15 protein-coding genes are annotated in these 22,111 nt (G+C 73.4%); 11 read left to right on the top strand and 4 right to left on the bottom strand.

Going from position 1 to position 22,111, the window contains the following annotated elements; genetic code table 11:
* The first annotated feature begins 24 nt into the window (after window positions 1–24).
* From ACFQPP_RS07580 to ACFQPP_RS07570, 3 genes are all read left to right on the top strand, one after another.
* Window positions 25–570, top strand: a complete 546-nt coding sequence (locus ACFQPP_RS07580; protein ID WP_376915958.1) for a DivIVA domain-containing protein — start codon at window positions 25–27, stop codon at window positions 568–570.
* A 70-nt stretch (window positions 571–640) separates the two neighbouring features.
* Entirely contained in the window at window positions 641–1,294 is a 654-nt protein-coding gene (locus ACFQPP_RS07575) for a lytic transglycosylase domain-containing protein (protein ID WP_376915957.1), read from the top strand.
* A 124-nt stretch (window positions 1,295–1,418) separates the two neighbouring features.
* On the top strand, window positions 1,419–1,583 hold the full coding sequence (locus ACFQPP_RS07570; protein ID WP_376915956.1) for a hypothetical protein: 165 nt from the start codon (window positions 1,419–1,421) through the stop codon (window positions 1,581–1,583).
* Between the two features lie 33 nt (window positions 1,584–1,616).
* Here ACFQPP_RS07570 and ACFQPP_RS07565 read toward each other — a convergent pair whose 3' ends face one another.
* Window positions 1,617–2,684, bottom strand: coding sequence for an AI-2E family transporter (locus ACFQPP_RS07565; protein WP_376915955.1), 1,068 nt, complete (start codon window positions 2,682–2,684; stop codon window positions 1,617–1,619).
* 130 nt (window positions 2,685–2,814) lie between these two features.
* Here ACFQPP_RS07565 and ACFQPP_RS07560 point away from each other — a divergent pair, with 130 nt between their 5' ends.
* Window positions 2,815–4,878 (top strand): hypothetical protein, encoded by a 2,064-nt coding sequence (locus tag ACFQPP_RS07560; protein ID WP_376915954.1) that lies wholly within the window; start codon window positions 2,815–2,817, stop codon window positions 4,876–4,878.
* Window positions 4,875–5,834, top strand: a complete 960-nt coding sequence (locus ACFQPP_RS07555; RefSeq protein ID WP_376915953.1) for a tetratricopeptide repeat protein — start codon at window positions 4,875–4,877, stop codon at window positions 5,832–5,834. Before ACFQPP_RS07560 ends, ACFQPP_RS07555 begins: the two co-directional genes overlap by 4 nt.
* 52 nt (window positions 5,835–5,886) lie before the next feature.
* Here ACFQPP_RS07555 and glgB read toward each other — a convergent pair whose 3' ends face one another.
* Entirely contained in the window at window positions 5,887–8,064 is a 2,178-nt protein-coding gene (gene glgB, locus ACFQPP_RS07550) for a 1,4-alpha-glucan branching protein GlgB (RefSeq protein WP_376915952.1), read from the bottom strand.
* Window positions 8,061–9,989, bottom strand: coding sequence for an alpha-1,4-glucan--maltose-1-phosphate maltosyltransferase (locus ACFQPP_RS07545; RefSeq protein ID WP_376916776.1), 1,929 nt, complete (start codon window positions 9,987–9,989; stop codon window positions 8,061–8,063). Before ACFQPP_RS07545 ends, glgB begins: the two co-directional genes overlap by 4 nt.
* Window positions 9,990–10,691: 702 nt before the next feature.
* Between ACFQPP_RS07545 and glgP the strand changes: the two genes are divergently transcribed.
* Window positions 10,692–13,229 carry an alpha-glucan family phosphorylase gene (gene glgP / locus ACFQPP_RS07540; RefSeq protein WP_376915951.1) on the top strand — a complete coding sequence of 846 codons (2,538 nt, stop codon included), beginning with the start codon at window positions 10,692–10,694 and terminating at the stop codon, window positions 13,227–13,229.
* 51 nt (window positions 13,230–13,280) lie between these two features.
* Here glgP and glgX read toward each other — a convergent pair whose 3' ends face one another.
* Window positions 13,281–15,404, bottom strand: a complete 2,124-nt coding sequence (gene glgX / locus ACFQPP_RS07535) for a glycogen debranching protein GlgX (protein ID WP_376915950.1) — start codon at window positions 15,402–15,404, stop codon at window positions 13,281–13,283.
* Window positions 15,405–15,426: 22 nt separating this feature from the next.
* On the opposite strand from glgX, the gene ACFQPP_RS07530 reads away from it, so the two are divergent.
* The 5 genes from ACFQPP_RS07530 (at window position 15,427) to ACFQPP_RS07510 (ending at window position 22,076) form a co-directional block, all read left to right on the top strand.
* A complete protein-coding gene (locus tag ACFQPP_RS07530) occupies window positions 15,427–16,608 on the top strand; it encodes a cysteine desulfurase family protein (RefSeq protein ID WP_376915949.1) in 1,182 nt (393 codons plus the stop codon).
* Between the two features lie 109 nt (window positions 16,609–16,717).
* Window positions 16,718–17,848: a tRNA 2-thiouridine(34) synthase MnmA gene (mnmA, locus tag ACFQPP_RS07525; RefSeq protein ID WP_376915948.1), complete on the top strand. Its 1,131-nt coding sequence runs from the start codon at window positions 16,718–16,720 to the stop codon at window positions 17,846–17,848.
* A 153-nt stretch (window positions 17,849–18,001) separates the two neighbouring features.
* Window positions 18,002–20,434 (top strand): NAD-dependent DNA ligase LigA, encoded by a 2,433-nt coding sequence (gene ligA / locus ACFQPP_RS07520; protein WP_376915947.1) that lies wholly within the window; start codon window positions 18,002–18,004, stop codon window positions 20,432–20,434.
* The gene (locus ACFQPP_RS07515; RefSeq protein WP_376915946.1) at window positions 20,434–20,940 is read left to right on the top strand and encodes a DinB family protein; all 507 of its coding nucleotides are present in this window, start codon (window positions 20,434–20,436) and stop codon (window positions 20,938–20,940) included. Before ligA ends, ACFQPP_RS07515 begins: the two co-directional genes overlap by 1 nt.
* Window positions 20,937–22,076, top strand: coding sequence for an AAA family ATPase (locus ACFQPP_RS07510; RefSeq protein WP_376915945.1), 1,140 nt, complete (start codon window positions 20,937–20,939; stop codon window positions 22,074–22,076). Before ACFQPP_RS07515 ends, ACFQPP_RS07510 begins: the two co-directional genes overlap by 4 nt.
* Window positions 22,077–22,111: the final 35 nt, after the last annotated feature.

Genomic DNA, 22,111 nt, shown 5'->3' with positions numbered 1-22,111 from the left:
GACGCCCGTGAGAGGATGCGAGGCATGAGCGCCACGTTCCCGAAGGTTCGCCGTGGGCAGCTCGGCTACGACATCGAGCAGGTCGAGGACTTCCTCGAGGACGCACGCCGCGCCTACGCGAGCGACTCGCCGACCGCCCTCGACTCGTCGCAGATCCGACAGGCCTCGTTCGCCCTCGCCAAGTCGGGCTACTCGCCCGCGCACGTCGACGCCGCGCTCGAGCGGCTCGAGGAGGCGTTCGCGAACCGTGAGCGCGAGCGCGGCATCGCGGCGCAGGGCGAGTCGGCGTTCTTCGAGAGCATCCGCTCGCAGGCCGAGGAGACGCTCGCGCGCCTGCAGCGGGCCGACGGCGAGCGCTTCCGCCGCGTCGGGTCGCTGACGAAGGGCTACAAGGTGGCCGAGGTCGACGCCTTCGCCGCCCGACTCGCGCACTACCTCGAGGACGGGCCCGAGATCACGCCCCGCGAGGTGCGCACGGTGCAGTTCGCCGCGCAGCGCGGAGGCTACGACGAGGATCAGGTCGACCTCGTGCTCGACTCCGTCGTATCGCTGATGCTCGCGGTGCGCTGAGGCCCGAGCGACGCCGTGGGCGCGGCCGAGGTGGACGCGTCGTTACCGTTCCGTGATAGCCTCGATCCCCATGTTCTCTCGTGCCGATGCCCCCGCGCGCCGTACCCGTACGCGCGGCGTCGTGTCGATCGCCGCGCTCGTCGCTGCGAGCGCATTCGTCGCCGTCTCGCTCGTCTCGCCGAGCGTCGCGACCTACGCGGAGGACGACGGTCTCGCGAGCGAGAACCTGCTCGGCCAGGGCATCGACGAGGTGACCGGATCCGGCGACGCCGTGACGCGCGACGACCTCGTCGTCGAGAGCCCGACGCCGACGCCCACGCCCACGCCGACGCCGACGCCCACCGAGACCGAGGCCGCGGCCGCGGCGGCGGGCTCGTCGTCGGCGCCGTCGATCGCGCTGCCGACGGTGGCGGCGCCCGACCCGGGCTCGGCGCAGGCGGTCGCGCGCGGCATGCTCGCCTCCTACGGCTGGGGCGACGACCAGTACTCCTGCCTGTTCAGCCTCTGGCAGCGCGAGTCGAACTGGAACGTCTACGCCCACAACGTCTCGAGCGGCGCCTACGGCATCCCGCAGGCGCTGCCCGGCTCGAAGATGGCGACGGCGGGTGCCGACTGGCAGACGAACGCCGCCACGCAGATCTCCTGGGGACTCGGCTACATCTCCGGTCGCTACGGCACGCCGTGCGGCGCGTGGGGGCATTCCGAGTCCGTCGGCTGGTACTGAGGTCGTGGCCGGGCGCAGGCCACGGCGCCGGCCGACCGAGCACGTCCCGCTCGACGTCGACCGCCTCCTGCTCGGGGGGCTGCGCACCGAGTCGCGCATGGGCTTCGCGTGGCATGTGCAGCCGATGAGCGCGTCGAACGCGCAGAAGCCGTACCGCTGCCCCGGCTGCGAGCTGCTCGTCGAGCCCGGCACCGCGCACGTCGTCGTGTGGAGGGCCGACAGCCTCTTCGGCGAGCGCGCCGTCGAGGATCGCAGGCACTGGCACAGCGCCTGCTGGCGCGTCGCCTGAGAGAGCCCGTCCGCGAGCGGACGGGCGGGGCGTCTAGAGGGCGTCCTGCCTCGGGATGACGACCTCCTTGAGGATCAGCTGGATCGCAGCCGCCACCGGGATCGCGACGAGCGCGCCGAGGATGCCGAGGAGCGTGCCGCCCGTGAGCGCGGCGAGCACGACGACGACGCCGGGCACCTTCACGGCCCGGTTCATGATGAGCGGGCTCACGAAGTAGGCCTCGACCTGCATGTACACGAGGTAGTAGATGCCGACGGGCAGCGCCGTGCTCGGTCCGTCGAGGAGCAGCACGAGCAGCGTGATGACGACCGACGCCGTCACGGTGCCCACGAGCGGGATCGTCGAGGCGATGAAGGCGAGAAAGGCGTACACGGCTGCGAGCTCGGAGCCCACGATCGACAGCATGATGAACGACAGCACGCCGTTGATGAGCCCCAGCGAGAACTGGCCCGTCACGAAGCGGCCGATCGACTGCATGATCTCCTCCGCGATGCGGATGAAGGTCGGGCGCTTCGACGCAGGCACGAGCCGGTACATCGCCGACTTCAGCGACGGCAGCGAGCCCATGAAGTAGAGCATGAGGACGAAGACGATGAAGCCGCCGAAGATCGCCGCGGCCGTGGCGCCGACGGCACCGATGACGTTCGTGACGATGCTGCCCAGCTGCGGCGGCAGCGACGCGTACGTGTCGGGATCCTGCAGCGCCTCGAGCGTGTCGTCGATCATCGCCTGCCAGTCGATGGCGGGGAAGGTCTCCTGCGCCCAGTCGAGGATGTCGTCGAGCAGCCCCGCCTGGAACGTCTGGACCACGCCCTGCACGAGGCTCGAGAACTGGGCGACGATGACGGGCACGACGATCAGCACGATGCCGGTGAACGCGCCGAGGATGACGACGATGACCGTGAGCACGGCGAGCCACCTGGGGAAGCGGTGCCGCGTGAGGAACTGCACGATCGGGTCGATGCCGAGCGCGAGGAAGATGGCGGCGAACGCGTAGACGAGCACCGACGAGATCTGCCCGACGGCGGCCGCGATCGCGATGGCGAGCAGCACGCCGAGCCCACCGAGCAGACCGACCTGGAACGCACCCGTGAGCCTCATCCGGCCAGCATAGGGCGCGCATGCCGCACGCCTCGACGGCGCCGACTGGAACGTCCGGCGCGGCCTCGGGTACCCTGGATGGTCGGACGCCGCGGCTCGACGCACTCGTCGCCGCGCGGAGGGAACCTGCATGCGATACCTGCTCTCGGGCGTGAGCCTTCTGCTCGCCCTGGTCTGCTTCGCGCTCGCCATCGGCCAGCGCACGATCTGGGCACCGCCGGAGACGATCGCGTGGCAGCTCCAAGAGCCCGTGGAGACGCCGGTGCTCGTCATCGGCGGCGACGTGCTCGCCACCCACGACGGCAGGCAGACCATCACGGTGGCCGGCGACGGCGAGCTCACGGCCGTCGTGGGTCGCACGAGCGACGTGCTCGGGTGGATCGGCGGCGGCGACCACTCGACCGTGACCGTCGAGGACGAGGCGCTGACGCTCGACGCCGAGACCGGCGGCGAGGCCGCGGTGCCCGCCATCGCAGGGAGCGACCTCTGGGTGCAGGAGGTGTCGGGCGACGGCGAGCTGTCGCTCGAGCTGGCCGCGCCGCTCGACTACTCGATCGCGATCGTCTCCGACGGCACGGCGCCCGCGCCGAGCGACGTGCGCGTCGAGTGGCCCAACGAGCGCTCGATGCCGCTCTTCGGGCCGCTCATGACCGCGGGCTTCGTGCTCGCGGCCCTCGCTCTCGTGCTCCTGCTGCTCGCGGTGCGCAGGCACCGCAGGCACCGTGGCCCGCAGCGCCGCCTCTCGCCGGTGCCATCGCGCCGCGAGCGCCGCGAGATCCAGCGCGGCGCGCGACGTGGCCTGCCCGTCGCGCCCCCGCAGGAGGCGGTCGAGCCCGGATCGCAGGCATCGGACCCGGCATCCGATGGTCAGGAGGAGCCCGTGGCATCCGAGGCCCGGCAGGCATCCGACGTCGACCAGGCATCCGACGTCGACCAGGCATCCGACGTCGATCAGGCATCCGACGTCGATCAGGCACCCGACGTCGACCAGGCACCCGACGCGGACCAGGCGTCCGACGCGAGCCGGGCGCCCGACGCGAGCCGGGCGCCCGAGGCCGAGGGAGCACGTGAGGCGGACGGCGACGCCCGGCGCACCGAGCGCCGTGCCACGCCGACGCGGCGGCCCCGCCTCGGCAGGCTGCGGCTCGTGGTGCCGGTGGCGATGGGCGTCGCGCTGCTGACGGGCTGCGGCACGCAGTACTGGCCGGATCTCGCGCAGCCCTCCGCCTCGCCCACGGGCACGCCCGAGCCGACGAGCCTCGAGGACACGCTGCCGCCGGCGGCCGTCACCGTGCGGCAGTTCGATCGCATCCTCGCCGACACGCGCGAGGTCGTCGGCGCCGCCGACGAGGCGCTCGACGCGACGATCGCGGCCGAGCGGCTCGCGGGACCGCTGCTCGAGGCGCGCGAGGTCGCCTATCAGGTGCGCTCGCAGGATGGCAGCCTCGCCGCCCCCACCGGCATCCCGGACGGCGACGTGCGGCTGCTGCTGCCGCAGCAGACCGAGACGTGGCCGCGCTCGGTGCTCGCGGTCGTCGGCTGGGAGGACGAGACGCAGGCCGAGTCGGCGCTCGTCTTCGTGCAGGAGGACCCGCGCGAGGACTACCGCCTCGTCTACCAGTACCGCCTGCAGTCCGGCAACACGCTCACGGGGGCCTCGGCCGACGTCGGTGCGCCGGCGCTGCCGAGCGACACGCCGCTGCTGCAGCTCGCGCCCGAGTCGCTCGCCGCCGCATACGGCGACGTGCTGATCAACGGCCCGGGCTCGGCATCGGCGCCCATCTTCCCGTCCGACAACGACAATCTGCAGGCGTCGATCGGCTACGACTACAAGCAGGGCCTCATCACGGCCGAGACCGGCACGAACGCGAACATCACGTTCGCGAGCGCCGAGGACGCGCAGGCGCCCGTCACCCTCGTCGCCGACGCCGACGGCGGCGCCTACGTCGCGACGTCGTTCTCGGAGGCGACGACCTACACTCCGCGGGAGGAGGGCGTCACCGTGAGCCCGCCCGCCGGCGCCGTCTCGGTGCTGTCTCCCGTCGAGCAGTCGGCGACGGGCCTCACCGTGACGTACCAGATCCAGGCGCTGTTCTACGTGCCGCCGAAGTCGCAGGACGGCGAGGAGCCGCAGCAGCTGGTGCTGCTCGGCTACGCGCAGAACCTGCTGAGCGTCCAGGAGGTCCAGGGATGACCGATCGTCTGCCCCCGTCGATGGCCGGAGTCGTCGACCTGTCCGGCCTCGCAGCGCGTCACGCGCGCCCCGCGGCCCCCGCCGCCGCCGCCGCTCCGCAGCCCGGCGCCGAGGGTGCCGCACCGGCGGGTGGCGTCGGCGTGATCGTCGACGTCGGCGACGCCGACTTCGCGCAGATCGTCGAGCTGTCGAAGAGCGTGCCGGTCGTCATCGACATCTGGGCCGAGTGGTGCGGGCCGTGCAAGCAGCTCACGCCCATCCTCGAGCGCCTCGTGACGGCCTACGAGGGGCGCATCGTGCTCGCCAAGGTCGACGCCGACCAGAACCCGCAGCTCGTGCAGGCGTTCCAGGCGCAGTCGATCCCGACGGTCGCCGCCGTCATCGGTGGGCGCCCGGCCGCCCTCTTCACGGGTGCCATCCCCGAGGCGCAGGTGCAGGACGTGCTCGAGCAGGTCCTGGCGTTCGCCGCGCAGGAGGGCATCACGGGACGCCTGCCGATGGGCGACGGCGCCGACGCGCCGGCAGCGCCGGAGGAGCCGCCCCTGCCTCCGCTGCACCAGGAGGCGCACGACGCGCTCGATCGCGGCGACCTCGCCGCGTCGATCGACGCCTACGAGCGCGCCATCGTCGCGAACCCCCGCGATGCCGATGCCGTCGCGGGTCTCGCGAACGTGCGTCTGCTGCAGCGGCTCCAGGGCACGACGGCCGACGCCATCCGCTCGGCTGCCGCCGACGCGCCGTCCGACGCGGCCGCGCAGATGCTCGCCGCCGACCTCGACCTCTCCGGCGGGCACGTCGAGGACGCCTTCGCGCGGCTGCTCGACCTCGTCGCCGCGACCACGGGCGACGAGCGCCGCGACGTGCGGCTCCGCCTCGTCGACCTCTTCGAGATCGTCGGCGCCGACGACCCGCGCGTCGCGCAGGCCCGGCGCAGGCTCACGACGCTGCTCTACTAGGCGGCGCGACGAGCGACGGCCCCCGACCGGATGGTCGGGGGCCGTCGGCGTCTCACGCCTCCGTGGCGCCAGGCAGCGATCGCTCCGGCGTGAGCAGGAGGCCGGCGAGCGGCGGGATCGTGAGCGTCGCCGATGCGGGTCGGCCGCCGAACGGCTCGTCGGTCGCGTGCACCGCGCCGAGGTTGCCGATGCCCGAGCCGCCGTACTCCGATGCGTCCGAGTTCACGAGCTCCGTCCACGCGCCCGCCTCGGGCAGGCCGATGCGGTAGTCGTGCACCGGACGGCCGGAGAAGTTGTGGATCGCGGCGATCGGACGGCCGTCGTGCCCGTGCCGCAGGAACGCGACCACGTTGTCGGACGAGTTGCCGCCGTCGATCCACTCGAAGCCCGCGGGCTCGGAGTCGCGCCCCCACAGCGCCTCGTGCTCGCGGTACACGCGGTTGAGCCGCCCCACGAGCCTGAGGAGGCCCTGGTGCGCGGGCTGGTCGAGGATCCACCAGTCGAGGCCGCGCGCCTCGCTCCACTCGCTCGGCTGCCCGAACTCCTGCCCCATGAAGAGCAGCTGCTTGCCGGGATGCGCCCACATGAACGTGAGGTACGCACGGACCGACGCGAGCTGCTGCCAGTGGTCGCCCGGCATCTTGCCGAGCAGCGAGCCCTTGCCGTGCACGACCTCGTCGTGGCTGATCGGCAGCGTGAACGCCTCGGAGAAGGCGTAGAGGAACGAGAACGTGATGTCGTGGTGGTGGTGCGACCGGTACATCGGGTCGACCTGCATGTACCGGAGCGTGTCGTGCATCCAGCCCATGTTCCACTTGAGGCCGAAGCCGAGCCCGCCCTGGTCGGTGGGCTTCGTCACGCCCGGCCACGACGTCGACTCCTCGGCGATCATGACGATGCCGGGGCACCGCCGGTACGCGGTGGCGTTGACCTCCTGCAGCAGCGAGATCGCCTCGAGGTTCTCGCGTCCGCCGTGCTCGTTCGGCAGCCACTGGCCCTCGGCGCGCGAGTAGTCGAGGTAGAGCATCGACGCGACGGCGTCGACGCGCAGGCCGTCGACGTGGAACTCCTCGAGCCAGTACACGGCGTTCGCCACGAGGAAGCCCCGCACCTCGCTGCGACCGAAGTCGAAGACGTTCGTGCCCCAGTCGAGCTGCTCGCCACGGCGCGGGTCGCCGTGCTCGAACAGCGGCGTGCCGTCGAAGCGCGCGAGCGCCCACTCGTCCTTCGGGAAGTGCGCGGGCACCCAGTCGACGATGACGCCGTAGCCGGCGCGGTGGAGGCGGTCGACGAGGTACTTCAGGTCGTCGGGGTGCCCGAACCTGCTCGTCGGCGCGTAGTAGCCCGTGACCTGGTAGCCCCAGGAGCCGCCGAAGGGGTGCTCGGCGAGCGGCAGGAACTCGACGTGCGTGAAGCCCGTCTCGTCGAGGTACGCGATGAGCGGATCGGCCATCTCGCGGTAGGAGAGACCGGGCCGCCACGAGCCGAAGTGCAGCTCGTACACCGACATGGGCCCCGTGTGCGGGTCGGTCTGCGCGCGGGCGCGCATCCACTCGTCGTCGCTCCAGACGAACGTGCTCACGCCCGTCTTCGACGCCGTCGCGGGCGGCACCTCGGTGTACTGCGCGAACGGGTCGGCGCGGCGCACCCAGCCGTCGTGCGTCAGCAGCTCGTACTTGTAGGCGTCGCCGGATCCGACGTCGGGCACGAAGAGCTCCCAGATGCCGCTCGAGCCCATCGATCGCATCGCGGAGCCCGTGCCGTCCCATCCGTTGAAGTCGCCGATGACGCGTGCGGCGCGCGCATTGGGCGCCCACACGGCGAAGGCCGTGCCCGCGACGCCCTGGTGCTCGCGGACGTGGCTGCCGAGCACCTCCCACGCCTGCTCATGGCGTCCCTCGCGCCACAGGTGGGCGTCGAGCTCGCCGACGGTGGGCAGGAACCGGTACGGGTCGTCCGCCTCGTGCTCCACGCCGTCGTCGTAGGCCGTGCGCACGCGGTAGGTCGCGACGGGGCCGGGGACGGTGCCCTCCCAGACGCCGTGGCCCACGTGGTCGAGCGCCACGGCGTCGCCACCCTCCGGCACCGCGTGGACGCTGGCCGCGAGTCGGCGCACGACGCGCACGACGTGGTCGTCGCCCGCCGGGTGCGCGCCGAGCAGGTCGTGCGGGGCGGGGTGGGATCCGGTGGCGAGGCGCTCGAGGGTCGCGTCGTCGATCGTGGTCGTCATGGGTGCCTCACGTGCAGGATGTGGACGGGCTCGACGAAGGCGTCGAGCCGTACGAACGCGTCGCCGCCCCACTGCCAGACCTGGTCGGTCACGAGGTCGTGGACCTCGAACGAGGAGCCGGGCTCGAGGCCGAGGGCCGCGAGGTCGAGATGGACGGTCGTCTGCCGCACCGAGTGCGGGTCGACGTTGGCGACGACGAGGATGGTGTCGGGCTCGCCGGTGGGGGTGAAGCGGCCATCGAGGTGCTTCGAGAACACGAGCACGGCATCGTCGTCGCTCCAGTGCACCGAGAGGTTGCGCAGCTGGTGCAGCGCGGGGTGCTCGGCGCGGATGCGGTTGAGGCGCGTCAGGTAGGGCGCGATCGAGATGCCGAGGCGCTCGGCGCGCTCCCAGTCGCGGTCCTTGTACTCGTACTTCTCGTTGTCGACGTTCTCCTCGGAGCCGGGGCGCGCGACGTCCTCGATGAGCTCGTAGCCGGCGTACACCGCCCACGACGGCACCGCCATCGCCGCGATGGCCGCACGGATCTTGTAGGCGGGCACGCCGCCGAACTGCAGGTACTCCGTGAGGATGTCGGGCGTGTTCGTCCAGAAGTTCGGCCGGAACCAGGCGGCCTGCTCGCCGGAGACCTCGGCGAGGTACTCGCCGAGCTCCTCCTTCGTGTTGCGCCATGCGTAGTACGTGACGGACTGCTGGAACCCGACCTGCGCGAGCGTCTGCATCATCGCGGGGCGCGTGAACGCCTCGGCGTGGAAGACGACGTCGGGGTGGCGGTCGGTGATGCGCCCGATGACCCACTCCCAGAACCACACGGGCTTCGTGTGCGGGTTGTCGACGCGGAAGATCTGCACCCCGCAGTCGATCCACTGCTCGAGCAGGCGCACGGTCTCGTGCGCGATGCCGGCGGGGTCGACGTCGAAGTTGATCGGGTAGATGTCCTGGTACTTCTTCGGCGGGTTCTCGGCGAACGCGATGGTGCCGTCCGGCAGCTGCGTGAACCACTCCGGGTGCTCGGTGACCCACGGGTGGTCGGGCGCGCACTGCAGCGCGAAGTCGAGCGCGACCTCGATGCCGTGCCCGCGAGCGGCCTCGACGAAGTCGCGCAGGTCGTCGATCGTGCCGAGGTCGGGGTGGACGGCGTCGTGGCCGCCGTGGCGCGAGCCGATGGCCCACGGGCTGCCCGGGTCGCCGGGGCCGGGGGTGAGGGAGTTGTTCGGGCCCTTGCGGTTCACCTCGCCGATCGGGTGGATGGGCGGCAGGTAGAGCACGTCGAAGCCCATGGCCGCGACGGCGGGCAGCCGCCGCTGCGCCGTCTGGAAGGTGCCGGAGACCCAGCCGTCCTCGGTGCGCACCGCGCCCTCGGACCGGGGGAAGAACTCGTACCAGGAGCCGACGAGCGCACGGGTGCGCTCGACGCGCAGGTCGACGTCGTCGGAGGTCGAGACGAGCGCGCGCGGCGGATGCGCCTCGACCTGGGCGCGCACCTGCGGGGTCGTGGCCGCCGCCCAGCGCTCGTCGGCGGGGCGGCGCTCGTCGCGCAGCACGGCGGCGGCGTCGGCGAGGCTCGCGGGGCCGTCGGCCTCGGCGATGGAGCGCTCGAGCAGGCGCGCGCCGATCTCGAGCATGAGCTCGACGTCGATGCCCGCGCCGATCTTGATCTCGGCGTCGTGCAGCCACGTGCCCCAGTCGTCGCTCCAGCCCTCGACGTGCCACGACCACATGCCCTGCTCGTCGATGGCGGCGAGCGCCGAGTAGCGGTCGGTGCCGGGAGCGACGAGGGTCATGCGCTCGCGATGCACGGCGCCCGAGGAGGCCGTCAGCACGAGGGTCGCGCCGATCTGGTCGTGGCCCTCGCGGAAGACGGTCGCGAAGAACGGCACGACCTCGCCGACCACGGCCTTCGCGGCGTGCATGCCGCCGGGCACGACGGGGAAGAGGTCGCGCACGGGGATGCGGCCGAACCGGGTCTGCGTGCGCGGGTCGGGCGAGCCGTCCGCCGTCGGCGTCTCGGGCGCGGGGTTCGTCACGGATGCCGCGGCGCCGGCCGGCGCCGCGGGCTCGTCGGCCGCTGCCTGCGCCTCGAGGCCCTCCTGGGCCTCGGGCGCCTGCGGTGCCCGCTGCGCCTCGGATGCCTGCTGCGCGTCGCGCGCGGCCTGCGCGCGTGATGCCTGCTGGGCGTCGGGCGTCGCCTGCGGCTCGGGCCGCACCGCATCCGCCTGCTCGCTCGGCGGGGCGGCATCCTGCGGCACCGGGGAGGGCGCGGGCGCGCTCGACGTCGCCGTGGATGCGGGCCGCGGCGCCGGCCGCCGCAGGCCGAGGGTCGGCGCGGTCGTGGGTGGCTCGACGAGCGCCGGCGGCTCGGGGGAGGGGGCCTGCACCCCCGGCATCCGCTCGGGCGCAGGCGACCGCTCGGCAGGGGGCTGCGCGGCAGCCGGCTCGGGCGTCACCGCCTCCGGCGGCACGGCCGCGTGCTCCTGCTGCTTCCTGGTGAACGCGCCTCGGCGCTTCTCCTTCGCCACGACGCCCACGCTACCGAAGCGACCCCTCGGGTCGGGCAGCGGCTCGGGGGATCGCGAGTCCGCGCTCGCCTGTGCTATCCGAGCCGCGCGGGTCGCTACGCTGCCCTCGTGAAGGCCATCCGCACGTTCACCGTCCGATCGTCGCTGCCCGAGTCGCTGCGCCCGCTGGAGACGCTCGCGACGAACCTGCGATGGTCGTGGCACGAGCCCACGCGAGAGCTCTTCCGCGAGCTCTCGCTCGACGCGTGGCGCGGCGCCGGACACGATCCGGTGCAGCTCCTCGGGCGAGTCGGCCAGGAGCGCATCGCCGAGCTCGCCGCCGACGAGGCGTTCGTCGGTCGCGTGCACGCGCTCGCGCAGGATCTCGAGGACTACCTGTCGCGGGCCCGCTGGTACCAGTCGCTCGAGGGGGCGCCGAGATCCATCGGCTACTTCTCGCCCGAGTTCGGCATCACGAGCGCGCTGCCGCAGTACTCCGGCGGCCTCGGCATCCTTGCGGGCGACCACCTCAAGGCGGCGAGCGACCTCGGCATCCCGATCGTCGGCGTCGGGCTCTTCTACCAGGCGGGCTACTTCCGTCAGGCGATCTCGAGCGAGGGCTGGCAGCAGGAGTCGTACCCGGTGCTCGACCCCGACGGCCTGCCGCTCACGGTGCTGCGCGACGACGCGGGCGCGCCCGTGCTCGTGACGCTCGCGCTGCCTGGCGAGCGCACGCTGCACGCGCGCATCTGGGAGGCACGGGTCGGCCGGGTGCCGCTGCTGCTGCTCGACACGAACGTCCGCGAGAACACCCCGGAGCTGCGCGGCGTCGCCGACCGGCTCTACGGCGGCGGCGGCGAGCACCGCCTCGTGCAGGAGCTGCTGCTCGGCATCGGCGGCGTCCGCGCGCTCGCGGCCTACGCCGAGCGCACGGGCGGCGAGATGCCCGAGGTCTTCCACTCGAACGAGGGCCACGCGGGCTTCCTCGGGCTCGAGCGCATCGGCGGCCTCGTCGCGAGCGGCCTCGCGTTCGACGAGGCGCTGCGCGTCGTGCGGGCGGGGACGGTCTTCACGACGCACACGCCCGTGCCCGCGGGCATCGACCGATTCGACGCATCCCTCGTGCGCGCGCACTTCGCGAGCGGCGAGCTCGTGGCGGGCGTCGACGCCGACGACGTGCTGCGGCTCGGTGCCGAGGCCGACCCGGGCGTGTTCAACATGGCTCGGCTCGGCTTCTCGCTCGCGCAGCGCGCCAATGGCGTCTCGCAGCTGCACGGCAGCGTGTCGAGGGAGATGTTCGGACCCCTCTGGCCGGGCTTCGACGCCGAGGACGTGCCGATCGGATCGGTGACGAACGGCGTGCACGCCGCGACGTGGACGTCGCCGCACCTCAAGCGGCTCGCCGGCGAGGTGCTCGGCGCGACCGACACCACGAAGGCCGACTGGGGCTCCGAGGCGCTCACCGACGACATGCTGTGGGCCGTGCGCCGCGAGATGCGCGAGCACCTCGTCGGCGAGGCGCGCCAGCGCACCCGCAGGCAGCACGAGCGCAACCAGGGCTCCGTGCCGGCATGGATCGACCGGCTCCTCGACCCCGACGTGCTCACGATCGGCTTCGCCAGGCGCGTGCCCACCTACAAGCGCCTCACGCTCATGCTCCACGACCGCGACAGGCTGCGCGCGCTGCTCACGCATCCCGAGCGCCCCGTGCAGCTCGTCATCGCCGGCAAGTCGCATCCTGCCGACGAGCAGGGCAAGGAGCTCATCCAGGAGCTCGTGCGCTTCGCGCAGGATCCTGCCGTGCGCGAGCGCATCGTCTTCCTCGAGGACTACGACATCTCGATGGCGAAGTCGCTCTACCCGGGCTGCGACGTGTGGCTGAACAACCCGCTGCGGCCGCTCGAGGCGTGCGGCACGAGCGGCATGAAGGCCGCGCTGAACGGCTCGCTCAACCTCTCGATCCTCGACGGCTGGTGGGACGAGTACCACGACGAGCAGAACGGCTGGGCCATCCCGTCGGCGAACGAGCGCGTGGATGCTGCGACGCGCGACGCGCTCGAGGCCACCGCGCTGTACGACCTCGTCGAGCATCAGGTCGCGCCACGGTTCTACGACCGCGACGAGCACGGCCTGCCGCGCGACTGGATCGGCTCCATCCGGCACACGCTCGAGACCCTCAGCCCCGAGCTGAGCGCCGAGCGCATGCTGCAGCAGTACGTGCGCGAGCTCTACGCGCCCGCGGCGCTCGCCGCGCGTGCCGTCTGCGAGGGCGGCCACGCGCCGGCGCGCGAGCTCGCCGCCTGGGTCGCACGCGTGCGCGCCGGGTTCGACGGCGTGCGCGTGCTGCACGTCGAGATCGAGGGCGTCGACCGCACGCCCGTCGTGGGCGACTCGATCGACGTGCGCGCATTCGTCGAGCTCGGCGATCTCGAGCCGTCGGACGTGTGCGTCGAGGTCGTGGCCGGCACGATGGGCGAGGGCGGCGAGCTGCACGACACGAGCCGCTTCCACCTCCCGCACGAGGGGGCGTCGGCGTCGGCCGACCGATTCGCGGCGACGCTGCCCGTCGAGCGCGCCGGCACCTTCGGGTACGCGGTGCGCGTCGTGCCCGAGCATCCGCTGCTCGCCTCGCCCGCCGAGCTGGGGCTCGTCGCCATCGCGGGCTGAGCCGCGCGCCGTGGCTGAGCCGCGCGCCGTGGCAGGGCCGCGCGCCGGGCGTCAGCCGATCGAGGGCGGCGGGGGAGGCGGTGGCGTCGACCGGCGACGCCACTCCACGACCTCGGCGGTGGGCACGCCCGCCTCGGGCACGCCGTCGACGCGGTAGACGCGCAGGCTCATCGGCTCGACCGTCACCGTGTCGCCAGGCACCTGCTCCTCGCCGTCGTGCCGGTCGTCGGCGCTCGACCACAGCAGCGCGTATCCCTCGACGCCGTCGGCGTTCGGCATCGTGACGGGTGTGGCGCGCGGCGAGCCGTGCAGCACGACCAGCACGCGCGAGTACGGCTCGTCGATCGGCGTCGACTCGGCCATGTACTGCACGGTGCGGTCGTGCGCGTGCTCCCAGTCCTCGATCGTCATGGGCGCACCGAAGGCGTTGAACCACTCCATGCGGCTCGAGCCGGCGACGCGGAGGTCGTCGCGACCGAACTCGAGCGGTCGCAGCGCAGGATGCTCGCGGCGCAGGCGGATGAGCCTGCGCGTCTGCTCGAGGAACTCGTCCTGCCAGGGCTTGCGCAGCCACGGCATCCACGTGAGCGCGGAGTCGATGCAGTACGCGTTGTTGTTGCCGCGCTGCGTCCTGCCGAACTCGTCGCCTGCCGTGAGCATCGGGATGCCGGCCGACACGAGCAGCGTGCCGAGCACGTTGCGCATCGAGCGGCGCCGATCGAGCTGCACGGCGACGTCGTCGGTGCGACCCTCGACGCCGTGGTTGTACGAGCGGTTGTCGTTCGTGCCGTCACGGCCGTCCTCGCCGTTCGCGAGGTTGTGCTTCTCGTCGTAGCGCACGAGGTCGGTGAGCGTGAAGCCGTCGTGCGCGGTGACGAGGTTCACCGATGCGAGCGGGCCGCGCCTGCCCGTGAACGTGCCCTGGCTGCCGGCGATCGCGTGCGCGATGGGTCCGACCGACGTGGTCGCCGCCTCGCCGTGACGCAGCCTGCGGTGGTCGCCCAGCCAGAACTGGCGCACGCGGTCGCGGTAGCCGTCGTTCCACTCGCTCCAGCCGTCGCCGAAGCGCCCCACCTGCCACCCGCCCATGCCGACGTCCCACGGCTCGGCGATCATCTTCACGCCGCGCAGCGTCGGATCCGTGGCGATGGCGCGCAGCAGGGGATGGTCGGGCGAGAACGAGGCGTCCTCGCCGCGACCGAGCGTCACGGCCAGGTCGAAGCGGAAGCCGTCGATCTGCACGTCGTGCGCCCAGTAGCGCAGGCTGTCCATGACGAGCGACTGCGCGGCGGGCAGCGAGAGGTCGAGCGTGTTGCCGCATCCCGTGACGTCGACGTAGTGGCCCTCGGGCGTCTGCCGGTAGTACGAGGCGTCGTCGATGAGGCGCAGGCTCGCGGGCGGGCCGCCGGGGCCCTCCTCCGCGGTGTGGTTGTAGACGACGTCGAGGTAGACCTCGAGGCCGGCCTCGTGCAGGAGCCGCACCATGCCCTTCACCTCGCGCAGCACGCCGCCCGTGCCGTCGAGCCGATTGGTGCGCGACGCGTAGTCGCTGTGCGGCGTGAACCACGACAGCGTGTTGTACCCCCAGTAGTTCACCCGCCCCTGCTCGAGCAGTCGTTGCTCGGAGAGGAAGTAGTGGATGGGGAGGAGCTGCACCGCCGTGACGCCGAGATCCTTGAGGTACGCGATGGTGCTCGGATGCGCGACGCCCGCGTAGGTGCCGCGCAGCTCGGGAGGCATGTGGGGCGAGAGCTGCGTGAGGCCCTTCACGTGCGCCTCGTAGATCACGGTCTCGTCGAGCGGCGTCGCGGGGCGTCGCGAGTCGCCCCAGTCGAACGTCGAGTCGATGACCGTGGCGCGGTGGTCGCCCGAGCGCGTGCGCTGGATGCCCTTCGCATGCGGGGGCAGCGCGTGCCGCGACGCGTCGAAGCGATGCGTGGGGCCCGTGGGGCCGTCGACGCCGATGGCGTAGGCCGCGCCCGGCTGCAGCAGGTCGGACTCGACGCTCCACACGTCGTCGTCGTCGCGGCGCATGGGCACGCGGTGCGACACGGCGTCGAGGTCGTCGGGGTCGAACACGCGCAGCTCCATCGACGTCGCGTGCCGCGACCAGACGCTCAGGCGGTGCCCCTGCTCGGTCCCACGGAGACCCAGGCCTCCGCCGAACCCATCCATGCTCCATAGGCTAGGCGACGCCATGCGCTACCTCGACCACGCCGCGACGACCCCGCTGCGGCCGTCGGTGCTCGCCGCGATGGCCGAGGCTCCGTCGCTCGCGAACCCCGCATCCACGCACCGCGCCGGGCAGCGCGCCGCCGCGATGCTCGAGGAGGCGCGGGAGCGGATCGCCGGGGCCGTCGACGCGCATCCCACCGAGGTCGTGCTGACGTCGGGCGGCACGGAGTCGACGAACCTCGCGCTGCAGGGCATGGCACGCGTGCGGCCCGGCGCGCTCGTCGTCGCCGACGGCGAGCATCATGCGACGCTCGACACCGCCGAGGCCCTCGCGTCGGCGGGTCGCGAGGTGCGGTGGGTGCCGATCTCGCAGCAGGCCGTCGTCGACGCCGAGGCCTTCGCCGCCGCCCTGCCGGGCGCGGCGCTCGCGACGGCGCTGTGGGTGTCGAACGAGATCGGCACGGTGCAGGACGTCGCGGCGCTCGGCCGGCTCGCCTCGCGCGCGGGGGTGCCGATGCACGTGGATGCGGTGCAGGCCCTCGGACACGTGCCGGTCTCCGCCCGCTCCCTGGGGCTGTCTGCCGCGGGCGTCGCGACGATCGCCCTCTCGGCGCACAAGGTGGGCGGCCCCGTGGGCGTCGGCGTGCTGCTCGTCGCCCGCGACGCGCCCATCGCGCCCATCGTGCACGGCGGCGGCCAGCAGCGCGGGCTGCGCTCGGGCACGCAGGACGTGCTCGGCGCGCACCTCGCGTCGATCGCGATCGCGGAGGCCGTGACGGAGCTCGCGTCGGAGTGCGCGCGCCTGGCGGCGCTGCGCGACCAGGTGCTCGCAGCGGGCGTCGCCGTGCCGGGCGTGCGGGCGACGGCGCCCGCGGATGCGTGCGCACCCCACGTCGCCCACCTCGCGATCGAGGGCGCCGAGGCCGAGACCATCGTGTTCGCGCTCGACCGGCTCGGGTTCGCCGTCTCGAACGGCTCCGCATGCACCGCGGGCGTGCAGGAGCCGTCGCACGTGCTCCGCGCCATGGGGCTCGGCCACCTCGCGCCGCTGCGCGTCTCCCTGGGGCGCACGACGACGGCCGACGACGTCGACGCGCTGTGCGCAGCGCTCCCCGCGGCGATCGCGACGGCGCGCGCGGCCTCCACGGAGGCGGGCCGTCGCACCGACGGGCGCGACGGTCCCGCTCGGTCGTCGACGGGCTGATCCGGTCGGACGCCGGTCGTGCTCGACGCCGCGCCGCTCGCTCGCGTCGGGCAGCGCATCCCGACCGGTCCGCGGAGCAGCGCCGATGGCCGCCGGTAGCGTGGAGGGCATGCAGGTGCTCGCAGCGATGTCGGGAGGGGTCGACTCCGCCGTGGCCGCCGCACGCGCCGTCGAGGCCGGGCACGACGTCGTCGGCGTGCACCTCGCGCTCAACCGGAACGCGGGCACGCTGCGCACGGGCGCCCGCGGATGCTGCACCGTCGAGGACGCGATGGATGCCCGCCGCGTCGCCGACCGGCTCGGCATCCCCTTCTACGTGTGGGACTTCTCCGAGCGCTTCCAGGAGGCGGTCGTCGACGACTTCCTCGGCGAGTACGCCGCCGGCCGCACGCCGAACCCGTGCCTGCGCTGCAACGAGCGAATCAAGTTCGCGGCGCTCCTCGACCGCGCGATCGGCCTCGGCTTCGACCGCGTCGCCACCGGGCACTACGCGCGCGTCGTCGACACGGCGTCCGGGCCGGAGCTGCACCGCGCATCCGACTGGGCGAAGGACCAGTCGTACGTGCTCGGGGTGCTCACGGCCGAGCAGCTCGCGCACTGCATGTTCCCGCTCGCCGACGCGGCGTCGAAGGCGGAGGTGCGGGCCGAGGCCGAGCGCCGCGGCCTCGCGGTCGCTCGCAAGCCCGACAGCCACGACATCTGCTTCATCCCCGACGGCGACACGCGCGGCTTCCTCGCCGAGCGGCTGGGCGAGGCGCCCGGCGCGATCGTCGATCGCGACGGCACGCAGGTCGGCGAGCACGCGGGTGCGCACGGCTTCACGGTCGGGCAGCGGCGCGGCCTGCACCTCGGGGTGCCGAGCCCCGACGGGCGACCGCGCTTCGTGCTCGAGGTGCGGCCGGCGACGCGCGAGGTCGTCGTGGGGCCGCGCGAGGCGCTCGCCATCGTCGAGCTCGCGGGCTCGCGCGTCTCGTGGGCGGGGGAGCGGCACCCTGGCCTCGACGCGGGGGCGGCGCTCGCGGTCGAGGTGCAGATCCGCGCGCACGCCGATCCCGTGCCCGCGGTCGCCTCGCTCGTGGGCGACGAGCTCGTCGTGCGCGTCGACGAGCCGCTCGCGGGCGTCGCCACGGGGCAGTCGGCCGTGCTCTACCTCGGCACGCGCGTGCTCGGCCAGTGCACGATCGACCGCACGACGTCCGCGGCGCCCGCGGCGCCCGCGGCCGAGCCCGCGCACGCCTGAGCGCTCCTCGCACGGCCCGGTTCGGCCGTCCGCGCCGACCGATGCTGCGCCGCCCTCGACGACCGCCACGCGCCCCGTGACCGGTCGGGAGCGGCGTGCGGCCGATCCGCAACCGGGCGGATGCCTGTCGGGGGTTCGCGGCAGGATGGGGGCATGACGACGACGCTCGACGCGGCCGACGACCGCGCGCAGGAGCTCCGCGAGCAGATCGAGCGGGCACGCGACGCCTACTACCAGCAGGATGCGCAGGTCCTCTCCGACGCCGAGTACGACGCGCTCGTGCATGCGCTCGAGGCGCTCGAGCGCGAGCATCCCGAGCTGCAGTCGCAGGACTCGCCGACGCAGACGGTCGGCGGCACGGTCTCCGCGCTCTTCGATCCCGTCGAGCACGCCGAGCGCATGCTGAGCCTCGACAACGTCTTCTCGGTCGACGAGCTGCGCGAGTGGGCGGCGAAGACGGTCGCGTCGGCCGGGCGCGAGGGCGCGTGGCTGTGCGAGCTGAAGATCGACGGCCTCGCGATCGCGCTGCGCTACGAGCACGGTCGCCTCGTCACGGCCGCGACGCGCGGCGACGGTCGCGTCGGCGAGGACGTCACCGAGAACGCCCTGCGCGTCGCGGGCATCCCGCGGCAGCTGACGGGCTCCGGGCATCCCGCGCTCGTCGAGGTGCGAGGCGAGGTCTTCATCCCGTCGGCCGAGTTCGCGGCGCTCAACGCGCTGCAGGAGCAGCTGCGTGCTCGGCAGCTCGAGCGCTCGCGCGAGCGCTGGGCCGCGCGGCCGGCGGCGAGCCGGGGCGACTTCGACGAGGAGGCGCAGCTCGCGAGCGCACTGCGTCGCTTCCCTGCCTTCGCGAACCCCCGCAACGCGGCGAGCGGCGGGCTGCGGCAGCAGCTCGACAAGAAGGCGGGCCTCGAGCGCGAGGCCGGCGACGCCCGCATCGCGGCGCTGAGGCTCTACGTCCACGGCATCGGTGCATGGCAGCAGCCGCCCGTCGCCACGCAGTCCGAGGTGTACGGCCTCCTCGCCGAGTGGGGCCTGCCCACGAGCCCCTACCTGCGCGTCGTCGACGGCGTCGACGCCATGGTCGAGTACGTCGAGCGGCACGGCCGCGAGCGCCACTCGGTCGAGCACGAGATCGACGGCGTCGTCGTCAAGGTCGACGAGCTCGCGCTGCACGACGAGCTCGGTGCCACGAGCAGGGCGCCGCGGTGGGCGATCGCCTACAAGTACCCGCCGGAGGAGGTGCGCACGAGGCTCCTCGACATCGTCGTGAGCGTGGGCCGCACGGGTCGCGCAACGCCGTTCGCGGTCATGGAGCCCGTGCACGTCTCCGGATCCGTCGTGCGCCAGGCCACGCTGCACAACCAGGAGGTCGTCGTCGCGAAGGGCGTGCTCATCGGCGACACCGTCGTGCTGCGCAAGGCGGGCGACGTCATCCCCGAGGTGCTCGGGCCGGTGGCCGAGCTGCGCGACGGCTCCGAGCGCGCGTTCGTCATGCCGAGCCACTGCCCCGACTGCGGCACCGAGCTGCGCCCCATGAAGGAGGGCGACATCGACCTGCGCTGCCCGAACGCGCGCTCGTGCCCCGCCCAGGTACGCGGCCGCGTCGAGCACGTCGGCAGCCGCGGGGCGCTCGACGTCGAGGCGCTCGGCGAGGTCACCGCCGCAGCCCTCACGCAGCCCGAGGTGCCTGCGATGCCGCCGCTCGAGACCGAGGCGGGCCTCTTCGAGCTCACGATCGACGACCTCATCGGCATCGAGGTCATCGTGCGCGACGGCGAGACGGGCGAGCCGAAGCGCGACGCCAAGACCGACGAGATCTCGCGCCGCACGCCCTTCCAGCGCAATCCCACCGCCGCCGAGCGCAAGGCGGGCCTCGAGGGCCCGCAGCCGTCGAAGCAGGCCACCACGCTGCTCGCCGAGCTCGAGCGCGCCAAGACGACCGACCTCTGGCGGCAGCTCGTGAGCCTCAGCATCCGCCACGTCGGCCCCGTCGCCGCGCGAGCGCTTGCGGGATGGTTCGGCTCGCTCGAGGCCATCGAGCGCGCGTCGCGCGACGAGCTCGCCGAGGTCGAGGGCGTGGGGCCCATCATCGCCGACGCGCTCATCGACTGGCTCGCAGTCGACTGGCATCAGGAGATCCTGCGGCGCTGGCGTGCTGCGGGCGTGCGGTTCGAGATCCCCGGGCACCCGGGGCCGGGCGCCGCGGCCGCAGCCGGCGGCGTGCTCGCCGGACTCACGGTCGTCGCGACGGGCTCCCTCGAGGGCTACACGCGCGAGGGCGCCCAGGAGGCGATCATGGCGGCCGGAGGCAAGGCTGCATCGAGCGTGTCGAAGAAGACCGACTACGTCGCGGCCGGCCCCGGTGCTGGCTCGAAGCTCACGAAGGCCGAGACGCTCGGCGTGCGCATCATCGACGCGGCGCAGTTCCACCTGCTCGTGACCGAGGGCCCCGACGCGATCGCGGAGGCCCCGGCCCTCGACGAGGAGGCGACCGGCGACGACGCCGGTACGCCCGCCCGCGATGCGGGCACGACCGAGGAGGCGGCGCCCGCGGGCGACGCCGGCACGACCGAGGAGGACTGATGGACGCCATCGCACTGCTGCACGAGGTCTACGGACGCATCCCGGAGGAGGTGCGTCGCGCCGTCGACGGCCTGAGCCCCGAGCAGCTCGTCGCGCGGCCCGCCGAGGGCGCGAACACGATCGCCTGGCTCGTGTGGCACCTCGCGCGCGTGCAGGACCACCATGTCTGCGAGCTCGCAGGCGAGACGCAGGAGTGGGTCGAGGGAGGCCACGCGGCCCGGTTCGGCCTCGAGCCCGACGCCGACGACACCGGCTACGGCCACGACGCGGACGACGTCGCACGCGTGCGACCCGAGTCCGTCGAGGCGCTGCTCGCCTACGTCGACGCCGTGCAGGCGCGGTCCATCGCATATCTCGAGACGCTCGCCGAGGCCGACCTCGACCGCGTCGTCGACGACCGCTGGGATCCGCCCGTCACGCTCGGCGTGCGGCTCGTGAGCGTCGCCGACGACGACATCCAGCACGCCGGTCAGGCCGCATACGTGCGGGGGCTGCTCGGCGCATGATCCGTCGCCTCGCGATCGAGGGCTACCGCTCGATCCGCTCGCTCGTGGTCGACCTCGAGCCGCTCACCGTCGTGACGGGCGCGAACGGCAGCGGCAAGTCGAACCTGTACCGCTCGCTGCGACTGCTCGCCGACTGCGGCGAGGGTCGCGTGATCGGCTCGCTCGCATCGGTCGGCGGCCTCGACGCCGTGCGATGGGCGGGCCCCGAGCAGGGCTCCGCACGAGGCCGCGCAGTGCAGGGCACCATCCGATCGGGCCCCGTCTCGCTGCGCCTGGGCGTCGCGACCGATGAGCTCGGATACGCGATCGACCTCGGCATCCCCGTCGCGCAGCGCAGCGTCTTCGACCTCGACCCCGAGATCAAGCAGGAGCACGTGTTCGCTGGCCTCGATCCGCGGCCCGCGGGCGTGCTCGTCGAGCGCAAGCGCGGCCTCGCGCGCATGCGCAGCGACCGCGACTGGCAGCAGCTCGCCGCCAACCTGCACCCGTGGGCGTCGGTGCTCGACGAGCTCGCCGGGCACGAGGAGGCCGCCGAGCTCGCGAGCGCACGACGCATGCTGCGGCGCTGGCGCTTCCACGACGCGCTGCGCACCGACCGCACGGCGCCCGCGCGGCAGCCGCAGGTGGCCACGCGAGCCGTGCGCCTCGACGACGACGGCGCCAACCTCGCCGCCGTGCTGCAGACGGCGATCGAGGCCGGCTGGGATCGCGAGGTGCGCGATGCGATCGATCGCGCCTTCCCCGGCTCGCGGCTGCGGCTGCCGATGTCCGACGGCCGCATGGCGGTCGCCCTCGAGCAGCAGGGCCTGCTGCGTCCGCTCAGCGCGCCCGAGCTCTCCGACGGCACGCTGCAGTACCTGCTGCTCGTCGCGGCCCTGCTCTCGGCCGAGAAGCCGAGCCTCGTGGTGCTGAACGAGCCCGAGCGCAGCCTGCACGCCGACCTCGTCGAGCCGCTCGCGGCGCTCGTCGGGCAGGCGGCCGAGGCGACGCAGGTCGTGGTCGTCACGCATCAGCAGCATCTGGCCGACGCCCTCGGCGGTGCCCGCATCGAGCTCGAGAAGCATGACGGCGAGACCCTCGTCGCCGGCCGTGAGGGCCCGCTCGACGTGCCCGCCTGGCGGTGGCCGACGCGCTGACGCCCGCCGGCCGCGCAGGCGTCAAGGCCAGGCGG

Origin of the sequence: Agrococcus sp. GCM10030265, assembly GCF_042666675.1 — a bacterium.
GTDB lineage: Bacteria > Actinomycetota > Actinomycetes > Actinomycetales > Microbacteriaceae > Agrococcus.
This window is presented reverse-complemented; position numbering and strand designations above follow the sequence as displayed.

Excerpts from the sequence above, each read along its gene's own strand:
- ACFQPP_RS07580 (WP_376915958.1), top strand. The coding sequence starts at position 25 with ATGAGCGCCACGTTCCCGAAGGTTCGCCGTGGGCAGCTCGGCTACGAC.
- ACFQPP_RS07575 (WP_376915957.1), top strand. The coding sequence starts at position 641 with ATGTTCTCTCGTGCCGATGCCCCCGCGCGCCGTACCCGTACGCGCGGC.
- ACFQPP_RS07570 (WP_376915956.1), top strand. The coding sequence starts at position 1,419 with ATGAGCGCGTCGAACGCGCAGAAGCCGTACCGCTGCCCCGGCTGCGAG.
- ACFQPP_RS07565 (WP_376915955.1), bottom strand. The coding sequence starts at position 2,684 with ATGAGGCTCACGGGTGCGTTCCAGGTCGGTCTGCTCGGTGGGCTCGGC.
- ACFQPP_RS07560 (WP_376915954.1), top strand. The coding sequence starts at position 2,815 with ATGCGATACCTGCTCTCGGGCGTGAGCCTTCTGCTCGCCCTGGTCTGC.
- ACFQPP_RS07555 (WP_376915953.1), top strand. The coding sequence starts at position 4,875 with ATGACCGATCGTCTGCCCCCGTCGATGGCCGGAGTCGTCGACCTGTCC.
- glgB (WP_376915952.1), bottom strand. The coding sequence starts at position 8,064 with ATGACGACCACGATCGACGACGCGACCCTCGAGCGCCTCGCCACCGGA.
- glgX (WP_376915950.1), bottom strand. The coding sequence starts at position 15,404 with ATGGATGGGTTCGGCGGAGGCCTGGGTCTCCGTGGGACCGAGCAGGGG.
- ACFQPP_RS07530 (WP_376915949.1), top strand. The coding sequence starts at position 15,427 with ATGCGCTACCTCGACCACGCCGCGACGACCCCGCTGCGGCCGTCGGTG.
- mnmA (WP_376915948.1), top strand. The coding sequence starts at position 16,718 with ATGCAGGTGCTCGCAGCGATGTCGGGAGGGGTCGACTCCGCCGTGGCC.
- ligA (WP_376915947.1), top strand. The coding sequence starts at position 18,002 with ATGACGACGACGCTCGACGCGGCCGACGACCGCGCGCAGGAGCTCCGC.
- ACFQPP_RS07515 (WP_376915946.1), top strand. The coding sequence starts at position 20,434 with ATGGACGCCATCGCACTGCTGCACGAGGTCTACGGACGCATCCCGGAG.
- ACFQPP_RS07510 (WP_376915945.1), top strand. The coding sequence starts at position 20,937 with ATGATCCGTCGCCTCGCGATCGAGGGCTACCGCTCGATCCGCTCGCTC.